The 16,959-nt window shown below is 40.2% G+C and carries 18 protein-coding genes and 4 pseudogenes; 10 read left to right on the forward strand and 12 right to left on the reverse strand.

What is annotated here, in order from left to right:
• Positions 1–33 precede the first annotated feature (33 nt).
• Both W234_RS0105915 and W234_RS0105920 read left to right on the forward strand, forming a co-directional pair.
• On the forward strand, positions 34–309 hold the full coding sequence (locus tag W234_RS0105915; RefSeq protein WP_025645649.1) for a hypothetical protein: 276 nt from the start codon (positions 34–36) through the stop codon (positions 307–309).
• A gap of 449 nt (positions 310–758) precedes the next feature.
• A complete protein-coding gene (locus W234_RS0105920) occupies positions 759–1,433 on the forward strand; it encodes a hypothetical protein (protein WP_025645651.1) in 675 nt (224 codons plus the stop codon).
• A gap of 86 nt (positions 1,434–1,519) precedes the next feature.
• Here the strand turns inward: W234_RS0105920 and W234_RS13735 are convergent.
• Positions 1,520–1,731 (reverse strand): annotated as a pseudogene (locus W234_RS13735) (putative quinol monooxygenase); the annotation flags it as partial.
• 201 nt (positions 1,732–1,932) lie between these two features.
• Between W234_RS13735 and W234_RS13740 the strand changes: the two are divergent.
• Positions 1,933–2,364, forward strand: a complete 432-nt coding sequence (locus W234_RS13740; RefSeq protein ID WP_084212628.1) for an integrase core domain-containing protein — start codon at positions 1,933–1,935, stop codon at positions 2,362–2,364.
• A gap of 421 nt (positions 2,365–2,785) precedes the next feature.
• Here W234_RS13740 and W234_RS0105935 read toward each other — a convergent pair whose 3' ends face one another.
• Positions 2,786–3,841 (reverse strand): SDR family oxidoreductase, encoded by a 1,056-nt coding sequence (locus tag W234_RS0105935; RefSeq protein WP_227501895.1) that lies wholly within the window; start codon positions 3,839–3,841, stop codon positions 2,786–2,788.
• A gap of 84 nt (positions 3,842–3,925) precedes the next feature.
• The gene (locus W234_RS0105940) at positions 3,926–4,681 is read right to left on the reverse strand and encodes an SDR family oxidoreductase (RefSeq protein WP_025645655.1); all 756 of its coding nucleotides are present in this window, start codon (positions 4,679–4,681) and stop codon (positions 3,926–3,928) included.
• Positions 4,682–4,780: 99 nt separating this feature from the next.
• Here W234_RS0105940 and W234_RS0105945 point away from each other — a divergent pair, with 99 nt between their 5' ends.
• Positions 4,781–5,665 (forward strand): LysR family transcriptional regulator, encoded by an 885-nt coding sequence (locus W234_RS0105945; RefSeq protein ID WP_025645657.1) that lies wholly within the window; start codon positions 4,781–4,783, stop codon positions 5,663–5,665.
• Positions 5,666–5,672: 7 nt separating this feature from the next.
• Here the strand turns inward: W234_RS0105945 and W234_RS13745 are convergent, their stop codons facing one another.
• From W234_RS13745 to W234_RS14315, 3 genes are all read right to left on the reverse strand, one after another.
• Positions 5,673–6,131: an integrase core domain-containing protein gene (locus W234_RS13745; RefSeq protein WP_084212629.1), complete on the reverse strand. Its 459-nt coding sequence runs from the start codon at positions 6,129–6,131 to the stop codon at positions 5,673–5,675.
• 3 nt (positions 6,132–6,134) lie between these two features.
• Entirely contained in the window at positions 6,135–6,482 is a 348-nt protein-coding gene (locus W234_RS14310) for a transposase (protein ID WP_084212630.1), read from the reverse strand.
• 191 nt (positions 6,483–6,673) lie between these two features.
• A protein-coding gene (locus W234_RS14315; RefSeq protein WP_156923961.1) for an IS5 family transposase occupies positions 6,674–7,422 on the reverse strand; the annotation gives its coding sequence in 2 pieces (ribosomal slippage) (positions 6,674–7,092 and positions 7,092–7,422; 750 coding nt in all).
• Between the two features lie 246 nt (positions 7,423–7,668).
• Between W234_RS14315 and W234_RS0105965 the strand changes: the two genes are divergently transcribed.
• Positions 7,669–8,832: a zinc-dependent alcohol dehydrogenase gene (locus W234_RS0105965; RefSeq protein ID WP_025645663.1), complete on the forward strand. Its 1,164-nt coding sequence runs from the start codon at positions 7,669–7,671 to the stop codon at positions 8,830–8,832.
• A gap of 213 nt (positions 8,833–9,045) precedes the next feature.
• On the opposite strand, the gene W234_RS0105975 is transcribed toward W234_RS0105965, so the two are convergent.
• Positions 9,046–9,246, reverse strand: coding sequence for a hypothetical protein (locus tag W234_RS0105975; RefSeq protein ID WP_156923965.1), 201 nt, complete (start codon positions 9,244–9,246; stop codon positions 9,046–9,048).
• 130 nt (positions 9,247–9,376) lie between these two features.
• Here W234_RS0105975 and W234_RS13750 point away from each other — a divergent pair.
• The 3 genes and pseudogenes from W234_RS13750 to W234_RS13755 all read left to right on the forward strand — a co-directional run.
• Positions 9,377–9,972, forward strand: a pseudogene (locus tag W234_RS13750) (recombinase family protein).
• 167 nt (positions 9,973–10,139) lie between these two features.
• On the forward strand, positions 10,140–10,271 hold the full coding sequence (locus W234_RS14850) for a hypothetical protein (protein WP_264673169.1): 132 nt from the start codon (positions 10,140–10,142) through the stop codon (positions 10,269–10,271).
• Positions 10,264–11,079, forward strand: a pseudogene (locus W234_RS13755) (IS3 family transposase); the annotation flags it as partial. The gene W234_RS14850 and the pseudogene W234_RS13755, both read left to right, overlap by 8 nt.
• Positions 11,080–11,184: 105 nt before the next feature.
• Here W234_RS13755 and W234_RS0105990 read toward each other — a convergent pair.
• Complete coding sequence (locus W234_RS0105990) at positions 11,185–11,520, reverse strand: DMT family transporter (RefSeq protein WP_025645667.1); 336 nt, start codon at positions 11,518–11,520, stop codon at positions 11,185–11,187.
• 529 nt (positions 11,521–12,049) lie between these two features.
• Here W234_RS0105990 and W234_RS0106000 point away from each other — a divergent pair.
• The gene (locus W234_RS0106000) at positions 12,050–12,244 is read left to right on the forward strand and encodes a hypothetical protein (protein ID WP_025645669.1); all 195 of its coding nucleotides are present in this window, start codon (positions 12,050–12,052) and stop codon (positions 12,242–12,244) included.
• Between the two features lie 20 nt (positions 12,245–12,264).
• Here W234_RS0106000 and W234_RS14655 read toward each other — a convergent pair.
• The 4 genes and pseudogenes from W234_RS14655 to W234_RS0106025 all read right to left on the reverse strand — a co-directional run.
• A pseudogene (locus W234_RS14655) lies at positions 12,265–12,369 on the reverse strand (putative quinol monooxygenase); the annotation flags it as partial.
• 192 nt (positions 12,370–12,561) lie between these two features.
• Positions 12,562–13,560 (reverse strand): zinc-binding alcohol dehydrogenase family protein, encoded by a 999-nt coding sequence (locus tag W234_RS0106010; RefSeq protein ID WP_025645670.1) that lies wholly within the window; start codon positions 13,558–13,560, stop codon positions 12,562–12,564.
• Between the two features lie 427 nt (positions 13,561–13,987).
• On the reverse strand, positions 13,988–15,541 hold the full coding sequence (locus W234_RS0106020; RefSeq protein WP_025645671.1) for an ATP-binding protein: 1,554 nt from the start codon (positions 15,539–15,541) through the stop codon (positions 13,988–13,990).
• Positions 15,531–16,265 carry a heavy metal response regulator transcription factor gene (locus W234_RS0106025; RefSeq protein ID WP_025645672.1) on the reverse strand — a complete coding sequence of 245 codons (735 nt, stop codon included), beginning with the start codon at positions 16,263–16,265 and terminating at the stop codon, positions 15,531–15,533. The genes W234_RS0106020 and W234_RS0106025 overlap by 11 nt, the downstream gene beginning before the upstream one ends.
• A 227-nt stretch (positions 16,266–16,492) precedes the next feature.
• On the opposite strand from W234_RS0106025, the gene W234_RS0106030 reads away from it, so the two are divergent.
• Positions 16,493–16,819 carry a hypothetical protein gene (locus W234_RS0106030; RefSeq protein WP_025645674.1) on the forward strand — a complete coding sequence of 109 codons (327 nt, stop codon included), beginning with the start codon at positions 16,493–16,495 and terminating at the stop codon, positions 16,817–16,819.
• Positions 16,820–16,959 lie beyond the last annotated feature (140 nt).

Consider the following 16,959-nt stretch of genomic DNA (forward strand, 5'->3'; position numbering starts at 1 on the left):
CATTTTAGAGTTTCAATAATTAAGGAGCTTATGATGAATAGTACTAAAATAGTAGGTAGTGATTTGACCCGTTCAATGCTGATGAGTGGCAGTACAAAAGTTTGGTGCGCTATAAGCGATGAGAGTGATGAGGAGGCCATGTTAGATCACTATGGTAACGACTTCACCGCTTATATCGTGTCTTTTGATAATGATTATTTTTATTGTAATCATGGTAGAGCTTGGGCTTTTGCGGTACCTATAAGGATAGTCGCAGTCGGACAAAGTCCTATAGAAGAAGAATTTAGTCCGGTTAGTATGGCTATTTAGTTTGAAGTAATATTATCATTTAGCCCAGAATTTAAGATCGAAGAGTTGCCTTGTTATATCGTGATAAACGATACTATATGATGACTCTATAAGAGTATGACTTAACTCTCTATAGCTATCTTCTAAGAGCTATTTAGAAAATAGCTATAGAGGGTTTTTGACAAATGATCCGATAAATCCATAGTTATCAGCAATGTCGATTTGCGATATGTAAGACAATCGCCTATATAACCACTTATAAGTCTATGAGACTAAAACCCTAGTCTACGTGCCACTTAACCCTGTTACTTTTATACTTGGAGTTTTGCGAGAGTAGAGCATATATCAAAACAAGCCTAAATAAGCGATAATGCTCGTTATAGATTCTGTGACGCCCTAATCGGTGTTACGCGCTAGAATAATAGCCACAGACATCAATACCGCAAATCTCTAGTACAAGGCTGCTTTGCATGACCAATAACAATCCCTTTAACCTGATTCCACTGATACCCACAGGTAGAAATGAGACAGATAACGTCAATCTCTATTCTCCTGATGACATGATTACTATCTATGAGCAGCAGTTTTTGACCGAAGTGCCTGACGATCAGCTCACCGAGTTTTTGCCCGCGCTAAAAGCCTTTTATGACATCGACGATAATACCTTAGATATCAGCGCCGTGATTTTTGACGCTATTGGCGACGCCGCTATTATTTATAATCATAAAATCAAAGTAGGCGACTATCAGCTATTGGGCGAGCTTGTTAAAGAGAGCGCTAATGATGACATTGATAATGCACAAGCTTTTACCATCGACTGTCTACGCACCTTTTATATCAACGATATCAAAATACCGTATCATTTTAACTTATTTATACAAGGCGATGGCTACTCGACTTTGACCGAAAAGAACACCGTACTTGAGAAGCTTTATTGGTTCGTTCACGACGGTTTTGACGAGCATTTATTGGGAAATCCTGACGATGTCATAAGCTTAGAGTCTATTAACGCTGAGCTCAATAAATTAGGCATCAGAGAGATGGACTTGACTACTGTCCACGCTGTCGTCAATTATATCGAAGATCATATTATCGATGATGCCATGGCAGACGCGCTCAATGAAAAGATAGATGCAGCTGAGTAGGGTTTTTTATAGAAGGTTAATTTGTAGAAGTAATAGACAAAAAAATACCGCTAAGCTTAAAGGTTAGCGGTATTTTCTATATACAGCTATATTTTTTTGATTTCTACAATATCACTTGATTCAATGAGCGATTGGATATTACCAAATAAACTTTGAATATAATCAGAGGCCATATGGATATCTAAATCCTCCCTGCTACGCCATTCTTCTAAGAAGAAATATTCACTCGAGTCATTTTCGCTAAAATATAAAGCTCATATTTCAAGCACCCTTCTTCTTGAAGCGTAGGCTCTGTAACTATCCCCTAAACTAACACAGCTCAAACGTAGAATTTCTTATAAAATCACATAAGTACAGGCGTTGTGAAAAATTCCATAAAGTTTATGGAAACATACTAGACCGTCAGTTTGCGCCCACTGCACCAAACCAAGTGTGGACAGGTGATGTAACCTATGTCCGTATCAAAGGTGGCTTTAGTTATCTAGCCGTTGTTTGAGATTTGTATGCCCAGCGTGTGGTCGGCTTTTCTATGCCAGACTCACCTGACAGTGCTCTGACCGCTAAAGCGCTGCAGATAGCGTATCAAACCAGACTTAAACCTAGTGGCGTGCTGTTTCATTCAGATCAAGGCAGTCATTATACCAGTGAAGAGTATGCTAAATGCGTAGCCAAGTGCAATGGTATGTCGCATAGTATGAGCCGACGAGGCAACTGTTGGGACAATGCACCTACAGAGAGGTTCTTTAGAAGCTTTAAGACAGAGTGGATGCCAAAAAACGGCTATGACAATATTTATGAGGCTCGGCAGGCAGTAAATGATTATATTTGGGTATATTATCAAAGTGTAAGACCACACAGCTTTAATGAGTATTTAACACCGAGCGAGAAAGAGAGACTTTATTTCAACAAAAACCTCTTAAGTACTGTCTAAAAATATTTGACCACTACAGTAAGATAACGGGTACATTTGACTCCGAACCCTATCAAGCATTTCACTCATTTCTAACATCGAGGGTGGTTTCTGCTCTTTTTTAGAGTTTTCGGCCACTTTCAAATTCCTTTTAACAAACTACTTTTAGTTATTTGGCAACAACTCTAAAGATAGCACAATAGTTAGTGAAGCAGAGTACTAACCTTTACTTATTGTCTAGAGATTTATTTAACAAAAAACACCCAACCAAGTTGAGTGTTTTTTTATTCATCTCTTTCAGTTACATCAAAGCTTAAAGCGTACTGATAATCTCATTCAGCTTGTGATTAAACGTCTCGTCCGTGACGACACCAGCTTCTTGATACCCAGCAACTTTTTTAATCTAATGATGACTTTCAAAAAAATTTGAGAAAAACAATCATTACATAGTTTGGGGATTGGGAATTAATCCATCTTTTACCATGTTGTCTAAATGCTCAATGATTTCATTATCTGTACGCAAACTCATTTCATTGAATCCAGCCTGACGAGCTTTCGTCACATCAAATATCCCATCGGTTTCGACATGAAAAAGGAAGTCACCAAAACTGCCTTGAGCAATACGATTAATATCAGGCTCTCGCAAGTCATATCGAGTTGCAATATTCTTCCATTCGGAATCTGATGCCTGATTCAAACGTTGCTGAAGATTAATTGGCTGTGGCTCGCCGACATCCAGTCCGAACCATTCCGCCACTTTTGGCCAGAGATACTTCCAGCGACATACATCACCGTTGGTAACGTTATAAGCACCATCCTTTTCGTTGTCGGCCGCCCACACGACCGCCTCACCCAATAAACTCGCAGTCGTAAAGTTGATCAATACACTATAAGCCGCTGCAGAACCCGGAAATTGCATAGCAACGCCAAAGTGTTTACATAACGTACCATAGAGACCAATCAAGTTCCCCATATTCATAGCAGAACCAAGCGAATGACCAATCATGATATCCGGTCGCAAAGCGGTCCACCTGATACCTTTACTCTCTAACGTGCGAGCATAGTCTTCGTGTTCAAAATATAGGTTTGGTGGATAATGACGGCTATCATCCTCTCGAGCTGGCGTTTTATACACACCAAGATGAGCACCATAAACCTTGCCCCCTTGCAGAAATATCACCCGCTTCAAATCCGCCCCAGCGGCTATCACACTTTCGATGATATTCTTAAACATCAAGCTATTTTCTTCCGCTTCTGTCTTTGCATCATCGGAGGGTTTGATTGCTGCATAAAAAATATGAGTCACATGGGCCAGACTGTCTGAATGCTTCTGTAGTGAAGCTCTATCAAGTAAATCAGCAGATAAATGTGCTGTCTCATGGGGAGGCTCAATCGCTCTTGAAAGAGTTGTTACCTTCCACTCAGCATCTTGTAATGCGACAACAGCCCCGTTTCCGGTCACACCTGAACCACCTACGACAAGCATATGAGGTTGCATTATATCTCCTTAGGTAACGTCAACTTTTTTGATAGAAACCAGCCACTAGCAGTGGCTGGTATCAAAAATTAATTGTCTTATAGATTAGGCGATACGACCACCGCCGTCAACATTGACCACGGTGCCATTAATAAAGCCATTTTCAAGAATAGCCAATGCTGCGTGAGAGAGGTCTTTCGTTTGACCAACTCGTCCAACAGGAAGCGATTGAGCGACATCATTAAAGAGAGCAGCTTTATCTTCATCATTGAGCATATCCCAAGTTGCGCTATCGACGACTCCGGGAGAAATAACATTAAAACGTTTTGGTTTCATTTCAATGGCTAAATTAGCCACAAGGCTTTCTAATGCGATGTTTACAACACCAACAATAGACGAGCCTACTCCTTGTCGATAAGCGGCAAGGCCTGAATAAAATAACACAGAGCCTGAATTTGTCAGGTGCTTATCAGCGCTACGCGCTAAGTTGATCGGACCATAAAGCTTGCTGGCAACCATACTTTGAATCTCCATATCCGACAACTCTAAAAATGGCTTAAACACCAGATCAGCAGCGGTCGATACAATGTGATCGTATGGCGCCTGCTCTGCAAGTGCTACATCAACTTGCTTCGCATCACTAATATCTAGCGCATAAGTACCTAATACACTGTCACCCAGTTCTGCTGCAACCTTATCCAACTTATCTTGCTTTCGCCCAGCTAAGGCCACTTTGGCGCCACGAGCGACCGCCATCGTTGCAAGCGCCGCCCCCATTCCTGAGCCTGCACCAACAATAAAAAATTTTCTGCCTTTCAGTGAGCCTTGACCATCATTGCTCTGTATCAGTGGTGTTGTCATTTTATTCTGCCTAAATCGTTAATTGGTCTTTATGATACAATATTTAAATCAACTAATAATTAACCATATAAAGAATAGTTTATTCAGGAATATTGAATAATGGACAGACTTGACTTAATGCAGATATATGTGGATATTCACGATATCGGCTCTATGGCTGGAGTAGCCAGACAAAGGAACATCGCTCCCTCAGCAGTCACGCAAGCATTACAAAAATTAGAGCAGTACGTAGGCGTAACACTGATTATGCGTACTACTCGGCGCATGTACTTTACACCGGAGGGAGAGCAGTTTCTGCATCACTGCCGCTCCATACTCGGAAAAATAAAAGAAGCGCTTGATCATGTTAATCAAAATGGACCACTACGAGGAACCATTCGTTTTACAGCAACCAATGATTTTGGTCGTACTCGATTACCATTGATCATTGATGAATTTCTAGAGTTACACCCACAAATAAAAGTGGATCTTCATCTATCGGATGGTGTCGTGGATCTGATCGGTGAACGCTTTGATTTCGCCATTCGAACCGGACCTCTGGTCGATTCAGAGTTCAAAGCACGCCGATTAATGAGTCAAAAGCGCTACGTATGTGCAGCCCCGATTTATTGGGTAAACAACGGGAAGCCCACGCATCCTAGAGAGCTCTTACAGCATAACTGTCTGGTTTTAGCTCGTCCCAACGCTTCGCAATCGGAATGGCACTTTATCGAACAAGGAAAATCATTTGCAGTTAAAATATCCGGCAACAGATTGGCCAATGATGGAGGTGTACTACGCCAATGGGCTATTAATGGTGCAGGTGTGGTTGTAAAAGGTGAATTCGACATTGAGGAAGACCTTAAAGCAGGACGTTTAGAGTGTGTGCTTACTTCTTTTACACATCAGCTGATCAATCTCTATGCGGTCTACCCCGGACATCGCCCATCGCCAAACCGAGTACTGGCGATGATAGATTTTATCGTTGACAGGCTAAAAGTGTAGTGGTCAACTAATTTAGGACAGCTGATAAGAGATTTTGGTTAAAGTAACGTCTCTCTTTTTCTGCTGGTGATAAATAATCATTTGCTGGTGATAAATAATCATTGAAACGGTGCGGTCTCACGGTTTGATAGTAGCCCCAGATATAATCAATAATGGCGGCCGATGCTGCATCCATATCCTCGTAACCGCTCTTTGGCATCCACTCCGTTTTAAAACTCCTGAGGAACCTTTCAGTTGGGGCATTGTCCCAACAATTACCACGACGGCTCATACTTTGTATCATACCGTCACAACCAGCGACTGAATCAGCAAACTTCTTGCTGGTGTAATGGGTACCTTGATCGGAATGAAACAGGACGCCACTAGGTTTAAGTCTGGTTTGATACGCTATCTGCAGCGCTTTAGCGGTCAGAGCACTGTCAGGTGAGTCTGGCATAGAAAAGCCGACCACACGCTGGGCATACAAATCTCAAACAACGGCTAGATAACTAAAGCCACCTTTGATACGGACATAGGTTACATCACCTGTCCACTCTTGATTAGGCGCTTCTGGGCTAAAGTTGCGATCTAAGAGATTGTCATGGGCTTTGTGTTCTTGATCAGCTTGCTGGTATTTATGCGTCTTGAGCTGACAGCTCATTAGTCCCATGCCTTTCATAAACTTAGACGCTAGGTAGCGCGTCAACCTATTGTCTAAGGTGGAAGTACCAATGCCTAGCGACTGGGAAACCTCAGCAACTTTGCGTTTGTGCTCAACGACTAAGCTAATGGCTTTTAACTTGAATTCTCGGGTGTATTTTTGGCGTTTGGTAGTCATACTAATTATCCTCTTTGGGGTAGTATAACCTCTTAAACATGGTCCGATTTAATTATGCCACTACAAGATCTTGGCGGTCATAAAAGTTGCCCCAACGCTTATAATTATTATCCGTTCTCGACTCAGGGTTATAAGGAATGGCGATGTATGTTTGAATTTTATTAGTGTCCTAAATTAGGGTGTGTTGACAATTACCGTAAATGGATAATCGTCGCTGCTAAATAGATATTAGCAGCAAACGACTCATCCGTTTTTTCAGCACGCATGGCAATTTTCTTGAAATCTTTCAGCTTACAGAAGAAGTTCTCGATTAAGTGACGCCACTTGTACATTTCTTTATCGAAATCTCGTTGCTTTAAACGAGAGCGTTTAGGGGGTATGACCGCTTTGCTACCACGCTCTTCTAAGTCTAGCAGTAGCCAATCCGTGTCAAAGGCTCTATCGGCAAGCAGTGCACCAAACTCTTTGTCTTTAATTAAAGGTTTAACGCCAGCCATGTCATGCTGTTGTCCTTTCAATAAAGTAAAATCAACAAGGTTGCCTAATGCATCAACCATTGCCATGATTTTAGTGGTCATACCGCCTCTTGATTTGCCAATTGCCTGATGACAAGCCCCCCTTTTGCGCCTTGTCCATGACGATGTACCTTAACAATAGTGCCATCAATCATGGCATACTCTAAATCTGAGTCATTCAGAGCATTAAATAGCTTACTGAATCTATCGCTTTTTACCCATCGACGGTAGCGCTTATAAACACTGTTCCAGTTACCAAATTCAGGGGGTAAGTCTCGCCACGGACTACCTGTTCGGACAATCCATAGAACAGCTTCGATAAATAGTCGATTATTTACCGCTGTTCTACCAACATCGGTCTCTTTACCTGAACAATACGGTGCTATCTTTGCCCACTGGGCATCACTTAGGGTTAATCTAGTCATAACACTATGATTATCGATTATTCTATATATGTCAACACACCCTAGTTGACCACTACAATTTTTTACTTACAACACGCAACCTTTTTAACACACGTTGATTATAAATCTTTTTTTTCAAGGTGCTAATATAATTGAGTAATACTTAACTTAGATAACATAAACCATTAATTCTAATAACTTTCATCTTGTATTATCACAGATTATTGTTTATCGAGATTTTGCAAGCTTTACTTAACTGGAGAAATTATGCGTGCTTTAACTTACCACGGTGCTAAAGATGTGCGAGTGGACAATGTCCCAGAGCCTAAACTGCAAGAAAAAGATGATGTTATTTTACGTGTGACTGCAACTGCAATTTGTGGTTCAGATTTACACTTATATCGTGGCAAAATGCCTGCAACCGAGGAAGGCGATATCTTCGGTCATGAGTTTATGGGTGTGGTTGAAGAAGTAGGCTCTGAAGTCACTGCTGTTAAAAAAGGCGATAGAGTTGTTATTCCTTTTGTTATTGCATGTGGTAACTGCTTTTTCTGTCAGCATGACCTAATGTCCGCTTGTGAGACTACAAATACAGGCCCAGGCGCTGCTATTAATAAAAAAATAATTCCGCCACCGGCTGCTTTATTTGGTTTTAGCCATTTATATGGTGGGATTCCTGGTGGACAAGCAGAATTTGTACGGGTTCCTAAAGGTAATTTTAATCCGTTCAAAGTAAATGGCTCACTGTCAGATGAGAAGGTTTTATTTTTATCAGATATTTTACCAACTGCTTGGCAGGCCGTGACTAATGCCAATATTACTAAAGGTTCAACCGTAGCTATTTATGGTGCGGGTCCTGTGGGGTTGTTATCAGCAGCTTGTGCCAAAATGTTAGGCGCTGAGCAGATCTTCGTGGTAGATCATAATGACTACCGTTTGCAGTATGCCAAAGATACGTACGGGGCTATTCCGGTTAATTTCGATAAGGTAGATGCTGCTGAATTCATCATTGAACAGACCAAAGGACATCGCGGCGTTGACGGCGTTATTGATGCGATTGGCTTTGAAGCCAAAGGCAGTATGCTAGAAACAATAATGACCAATTTGAAAATTGAAGGGTCAAGTGGTGCAGCTTTACGTCAATGTATTGCAGCTGTGCGTCGTGGCGGGGTCGTTAGTGTTCCTGGTGTGTATGCAGGACCCATTCATGGTTTCTTATTTGGTGACGCTTTTGATAAAGGGCTTACTTTCAAAATGGGCCAAACCCATGTACACAAGTATTTACCACAGTTATTAGAGTATATTGAAAATGGTGATTTATCACCTGAAGCTATTATTACTCACCGTATGAATTTGTCTGACGCTGCTAAAGGTTATGAAATTTTCGAAAAGCGTGAAGAAGAATGTCGTAAAGTCATTTTAACTCCTTAATTTTTCAAATTTACCCTTTACTTTTAACATTTAAAGGTTAGGTCATAGCTGCTTTAACGAGATTGTCTTAAATAATGGTTATCGCTAAAGCAGCTAGTAAAAAAATCTTTGACTTGCTTTTCTCTGCACACGGCAAAAAAATCATCCCCCAACCGATTTTCATGGGTTTAGGGATTAAAAAAACTAACTAACTGTCTTAGATGGTCTTAAAGCTTAGAAGTGTAAAGCAAAATAAACTTTCTTATATTTATCAGGATCATCTTTATTAGCTACAAACCCTTTGCTAACCAACTTTACCGAGTTAAATGTTTCACCTTCATCATTAGTTATCATAACAATCAAGTTTTGATCCCCAAAACTTTGGAGTTCTTTAATCAGCTCTTTAATTGTCTTAGTTCTATCTTCCCATTGCACTATACCCAAAACATAAAACCTCTAAACGATAACCTATCTATCATTTGACTTTTTTTGATATTAAATGATAGTAATATCTTGCTATTATCAATGAACATCAATTATTAAGTCTAAGTAATAGAGGGGCATTATGTCCGTTCGTATTTATGTGAGAGCCAGCACTAAGGACCAAGACGCTACTAGAGCATTAATAGATTTGGTTGCCTTCAGTAGCCGCTATGGTGATAGCTATGTTGATTACGTTGAGCACTTCAGTGGTACAAAGCTCGATAGACCAGTATTAGCTAAGTTGCTAAAGGACGCCGAGCAAGGCGATATTTTATTGGTTGAAAGCGTGGATAGGTTAAGCAGGCTATCTCAAGATGATTTTGCGATTCTAAAGCAGCGTATTAAAGACAAGGGCTTACGATTGGTGGTGGCTGACTACCAACCACACATACGATGAGTGACGGTATGACAGGTGAGATTCTAAAAGTGATTAACGATATGCTGATCGATTTATTAGCGACCATGGCAAAGCTTGATAATGACAAGCGTAGAGAGCGCATTAAACAAGGATTGGCCAACAGTGGCTATAAACCCACTGGTAAGAAAGCCAATACCGCAAAACACAATCGTATTAAAGCATTGGCCAGTCAAAACAATATGATAAAAGAAGAGATCGCTAAGGCGGTTGGTGTTGGCGTAGCTACCGTTTATCGTGTCTTAAAGCAGGTTAATAGCTGAGGTGTTTTAAATATCGACTCAACGTGATCTTTGGTCTTGATTTAAAGGAATCGCAATGTCATACGAAAATCGTTTTAATGCAATAATGCCTCATTATAATCATTATATTGCATTCATAATTGTTTTTACGCAAAATAGCTTATCTATAATCGATTGAGCCACTCATAATGAATACCCCCATCTCAGATCCTATTGGCGCAGCATGGCTTGTCCGTTATGCCAGCATCGAGCTGGTTTCCCTTTTATATGTCAGCAGTAGTATCGGTGGACGCAGACAAACCTATCTATTAGCGGGCTAAAGAGCTAGGAGAAACGCCTGAAAAACGTTCACAGCGTAGTCAGCATGACGACTATTATATCAGTGAGATGAAACGTATTTGACAGGACAGTAAATGCCGTTACGGTGCGCGTAAAGTCTGGCAGCAGATGAGAGCGGATGGTATCCATATCGCACGCTGCACGGTTGAGCGATTAATGAGACAGCATGGTCTGCAAGGCGTCTGGCGTGGCAAAGGCAAGATTACCAACAACAGCCGTGATGACCAAAAACGCGCTGATGATTTAGTCAACCGTGATTTCACGGCCCATCGCCCTAACCAGTTGTGGGTTGCAGACTTTACTTATATCAAGACAACGAGTGGCTGGGTCTATACCGCTTTTATCATTGATGTGTTTGCCCGCGCTATTGTGGGCTGGAAAGTCTCTAATCGTATGAATACTGATATGGTAATGGCGGCATTAAATCAAGCAATAGCAGATAGAAACCATCCCAAAGATATCATTCATCATAGTGATCGCGGGACTCAGTACTTATCCATTCGCTATACTTCTAGGATGACGGATTCTGGCGTCATTGCCTCTGTTGGTACCAAAGGTGATTCATACGACAATGCGTTGGCTGAAAAGGTTAACGGGCTGTATAAAACCGAGGTGATTCATTATTTAAAGCAAAACTGGACTGGTGGGAACGATGTTGAACTGGCAACCCTTGAATGGGTCGATTGGTTTAACAAAACCCGTTTGCATAGTAAAATTGGTTATGTGTCGCCCTTTGAGTTTGAGAGACGATACTATGATAGTCTTAGTGAGTCAGACAAAGCTGCCTGACTCAAGTAAACCAGACTCCGATATAGTCGGGGCGGTTCACACTTGAAGTCGCATTGTTCTACACATAACAACCGCCATGCTTGGCGGTTGTTTTTTTTATTGATTTCAATGCCCTGACATATGCGACATGGTATTAAGTAAAATCACGCCTAGCAAAATTAATCCAATACTAATAACTCCCATTAAATCGGCTTTTTGACCAAAAAACATGATGCTAACCAAAGATGTCAAAACCAATCCGACCCCTGCCCAAATAGCATATCCCGTACCTAACGGCAAAGTTTTAAGTGCCAATGATAAGCAATAAAATGACACGATAAACCCAACTGCAACCCCAACAGTTGGCAAAGGCTTAGAAAAACCCTCACTCAATTTTAACATTGAGGATGCAAAAACTTCGCTCAAAATTGCCCCTGCCAAAAATAACCAATGTGCTTGCATATTTATTGCCTTGTATTATAGAAAGTCTAATGATTATAGCTAGTTACGAATTAAAGCACAATCTTGTTTTTTAATGAAAACCCTGAGCAAAATGTCATAAAGAGACGTTAGCGTTCCATGCCCTTGCTCTGCTGTGGGTTTATCTCATTTTGGACTTCCCTAATAACTTGGTGAGTAAATCGTTCTGCTGTGCGTTGATGTTCGCCATTTGTCTGTTCTCGTTGTTTAATCTCTCGGTATATATAAGAAATTGCAGGCCACGCCTGAAGATAAAGGGCTACAGAGGGATGCCCTAAAACGAGCCGAAAAGTACGAGTTACAAAATGAGTCAATTCGATTATTACCCACTGAAAGGGTCAGGGGTTGCCTACGGTATCGCATTTCAAACGACAGTGGGATTGATGTTAGATATAACGAGAAAAGAGAAAAGGCTCATTTTAGTAATGTTCAACGCTGTGTTTCTGTTTGGGTGTGCCCTGTATGTTCAGCCTAAATTAGTGAGGGTAGAAGACAAGAATTAAGTACAGGTATGGACAACTGGACGACTCAAGGTGGTGCAGTGTATCTAATCACGTTTACCAATACTCACCATGTCGGTGATAACTTAGATGATCTACTACAGGGTCAAAAGAAAGCCTTTATCAAATTATGGGGTATGCGTAAGGTTAAAAAAACTATGAAAGCACTAGGTTATAAGGGTCGCATTGTTGCGACAGAATTTTGAACACTACCGGGGGCGGTTCATCCTTCTTCTTGAAGCGTAGGCTCTATTACACTTTTTAAAAGCGCTTCTAACGTCTCTTTTTGATCTGATTTTGCCTTAAAGTTCGCAATTATTGAAATAGTCATTATTTCACCTTGAATTTGTTTTAGGGCTTGTCCCTATTTTAAAAATGATGATAAAAATGAGATAAATTAAAGGCAAACAAGAAAAATAGCGCAGGTAATATCAAGATATTGGTCAGCTATTTGACACCGTTTGCCAAAGATTTAGCCATTTTTAGCCCATTTAGTCATAAACGCTTGAATTAGGGACACGCTCTAGAAATTTTCTAGTACAATTTTGCCTTTTGACTTGCCTGATTCAAGCAACTTATGCGCCTTCTCCAAGTTTGCAGCGTTAATGTTGCCTAGATTTTGGTTGAGGGTACTTCTAATTTTTTGCTGGTCAACTAATTGGGCAACCTGTTGCAATAGATCACCTTGCTTTTCAATATCATCGGTTTCATACATTGAACGTGTGAACATCAACTCCCAATGGATAGAAATAGATTTAGTCTTAAACGGCATAATATCAAATGTTTGTGGATCATCGATCAATCCAAGCTTGCCTTGTGGTGCAATCAGAGAAACTATTTGCTTGATATAGGTTTCTGTATGATTGGTAGAGAATACGTATTTTGGTTTTGCAATGCCTAGTGTCTCGATTTGTGCATTTAAATCTTTGCTATGATCAATGACATGGTCGGCACCCAATGATTCCACCCAAGATTTCGTTTCTTCACGTGATGCTGTTGCTATAACGGTCAGATTTGTTTTTGCTTTTAGGAGTTGGATAGCGATTGATCCTACACCGCCTGCACCACCAATAATTAAAATACTGCCAACTTCGGTTTCTGAAATTTGAAGCCGATCAAACAGCATTTCCCATGCCGTTATTGCAGTTAATGGCAATGCTGCTGCTTCTGCATTAGATACGGTAGTTGGTTTAAGACTGATAATTCGTTCATCGACTGCTTGATACTCAGCATTACTACCATCTCGGGTTAAATCGCCAGCATACCAAACAGAGTCTCCTACTTTAAACGAGGTAACTTTTGAGCCAATTTCAATAATTTCCCCAACGGCATCCCAACCTAAAATACGATCGTCTGCTTCAGACGAATTTTTTCTCACTTTGGTATCCACTGGATTCACAGAGATTGTCTGAACTTTTACTAGTACATCACGCTCTTTAAGCGTAGGCTTCGCTTTTTCAATATCTACCAATGAATTTTTAAAATCATCATGGTTATTGATAACATACGATACGGCTTTCATAGATTTGTCCTCAATTTTAAAAAAATATAGGGCGTGTTGAACATTCGACCATGGCACTGACAGCGACTATTTTTTAGGCGATTCGATGTTAAAAATAATAAGTTTAGTCATTCTAAGCGCTTATTTTTAACGATGAAGCGGCAAAAAAGAGTCCTGTCCCTGTTGTTGTCGTGAGGGCTGATGCTAAAATTGCCCCATACTGCGTTACAAATCTCGCTAAGGCATCTGCATTATCGTCGCTTTGTGCCTTGTCTGGAACAAACCCCCATATCAACAACATCACCTAAGAAAATTAGACTTCATAATCTAGCCTTATACACTATATGAATAATAGCATTCAGAGCCTTTCGACTTATCAAAATAAAATAGACCTATAGTAGGTCTACATATTATTAATATTTTGAACACTAGGATATTGAGGTGTATGCTACTTAGCAATCAATAATCCTACAGTAACTTCAAAACAATACTCATCTTTGTTAGTGATATTGACCGTCCCTTTATGAGCATTAGCAATAGCCTGAACGATAGATAAACCCAAACCTGATCCTGAATGGTGCTGGCTAGTTTTATCATGACGATAAAAGCGCTCAAACAATCGATCTGCTTCGCTTTGGTTTAGAGGTTTTTCTAGAAGGTTAGTAAAAGTTATCTCTAGCCAAGATTGCTTCGCGGTTTGAGTGTTACTTTGATCGTCTTCAAGCATCTTATAATTATTAACGGAAGTATTTGGAGTGTTGACAGTGGCTGATATTGTGACGACGCTATTACTAGCGGCGTAGTAGATCGCGTTTGATAGCAGATTAGCAAATAGCCTTTGTAATAAACCTTCATCGCCTAATACTGCCTTAAAATCTCCTAATTTTACAAAAGTTATTTTACGATCCTCGGCAATCATTTCAAAGTAATCTAACAGCTTATTGATTAGGACCTCAGTATCTACAGTAGTCACTTGCGAATCACTCAGTCCTTTTTGGGTTTTTGCTAGCAGTAGCATGTTGTTAATCATCGCCGATAATTGCTCTAAGGTGTCATGTTGCTGATGTAATTGTTCGACATATTCCTCTTCCTCTCTAGGCTTATTTAACATGACTTGCGTTTGCGTAATCAGCGTCGCTATTGGCGTGCGTAGCTCATGCGCGATATTGTCTGAAAATCGCGACAACGACTCAAAATTGCTTTCAAGCTTAGCCATCATCGAGTTATAGGATTCTGCTAAAGGTCTTAGCTCTAATGGCATATCACTAACTATTACTCTTTCGCTCAATCTTTCAGGATGAATACCTTTCATCCTTTGCACGATAGTGGATAAAGGGGCAAAACCCCAATACACGCTTAAGGCTGCTATTGAAACCAACAGTAGTGTGATGGCAAATAGGATCAGACTAAGTTGACGGTTAAACTGTAATAAATACTGATGATGCACGTCAATGGGTAAGGCGATAAGGGCAAGCATGTCATCGTCTCCAATAACCATAGCTCGATAACGTCTGTCTTTAATATTTATTACAAACTGTCTGTCATCATGATTTTGCTGTAATGATAATAGGTTAAAGTCGGCACTTAATTCATTAGCAAAGTTTTTGGGAGTACTAGATAGCAATCGCCCCTCTTTATCAGCAATGATAGTTTTTAGATCGTAATCTAGCGCTGATGAATGCAGGTGATCATCATTTTCTGTGGCTATTGTAGGAAGTAGATTTGAAGAAGCTTTCGAGCTTAGCGGTTGTTGAGTGTTTGATGGACTTTGAGGCTTAGGTAGTGTCTGAGAGGCTATTTGGTTATCCGCCTCTGTTACGCGCTTACGTAGATTAAAGGCTGCGTGGGTAATGATTTCAGCATCCATTTGCTCAAAATGGCCTTTAACAGAGTGCTGTACCCAGATATAGACTATCAACTGCGATAAAACGACAAATATCGTCAATAAAAACACAGTTCGCCATAGTAAGGGTAAGCGTCGATTGTCCAATCTATTTATCATATTGGCTATCTTCCGTTTCGCTGGCAGCTTTATTACTAGCTGAAACGTCGACAGCATCTAATCGGTAGCCCATGCCACGCACAGTATGAATTAGCTTGGTATCAAACTCATCGTCTATTTTTATACGCAGACGTCTTATTGCCACATCAATCACATTAGTATCGTTATCAAAGTTCATATCCCATACTTGTGAAGCAATGATTGAGCGTGGTAATACTTCACCGCGGCGCTCTAATAGAAACTGTAATAGGGAGAACTCTTTTGCGGTTAGTTTAATGGGCGTGTCTCCTCTATGTACAGTGCGCTTGGCAATGTCCATTTTGAGATCCGCTATTTGCATGAGCGTACTTTTATAGTCGGCTTGATTGGCGCGTCGTAATAAGCTTTTTATCCTGACTATTAACTCTGCAAAGGCAAAAGGTTTGGTCAGATAATCATCACCGCCAATCTCAATCCCCTTGATTTTGTCATCTAAATCATCTTTTGCGGTTAGAAATAACACTGGCGTATGCTTGCCAGCCGCTCGGTAATTACGTACTAGCTCAAAACCGCTAACATCAGGCAGCATAACATCCATGAGTATCACGCTAAACTCTTCAGTCATCATAGCATGGTAGCCATCTAAACCTGTCAGCTGATGATCAACAATGAAGCCTGCTTCACTTAAGCCTTTTTTTACATATTCGCCGAGTTTTAATTCATCTTCTACTAGTAGTACTTTCATAGTAATCCTTCAATATAATTATGATTTTATAATACCCAAATCAATATAAATGACAAAACGGACTGGTATCTGACAAAGATGTCATGCGCTCGTCATCAAATGGTCAGTCTTCGTTTGTTAATCTATACCTATAGTACATAGCGGCTCATTCTTGATACGAGTAGCTACTATGAATTATTACTACAGGTAATTAGTTTCAATATTTAATAATTTATTAAGGATGTTATATGAAAAGCTATCGTTCATTCAAAAAAGTGGTGCTGCTATCCGCTTCGATGCTTATCGGTATATCAGCAGCTAATGCGCATACTACCAATCTAAGCACTTCAATTATCGATAATTGCGATAACTTAACTACGTTTGCCAGAAATCTAGATCACAATAACGCGCAGATGTCTGATGCTCAAATGAAAAGCTATGTTGATGCACGAGTCGCTTGCCAAGTTCAGCATCAAGATCAACATCTGCAGTCTGAAAAGTATTTTATAAAAAAATATGGTAGCGATCGTGATAGAAATGCTGATGCCATACTAAATGAATACGTGCCGGATTAAAATATAAAAGTAGCAAGATGACAATATTGTCATCTTGCTGTCATCTCTCTGTCAGAATCAATAAGTTATGCTTTAGACTGGTTATGCTTTAGACTGAATTAATATCCTAAAGCTTTATGTACCCTCAACTAAATCAATTA

The sequence above is a fragment of the Psychrobacter sp. TB15 genome, from assembly GCF_000511655.1.
Classification (GTDB): Bacteria; Pseudomonadota; Gammaproteobacteria; order Pseudomonadales; family Moraxellaceae; genus Psychrobacter; species Psychrobacter submarinus.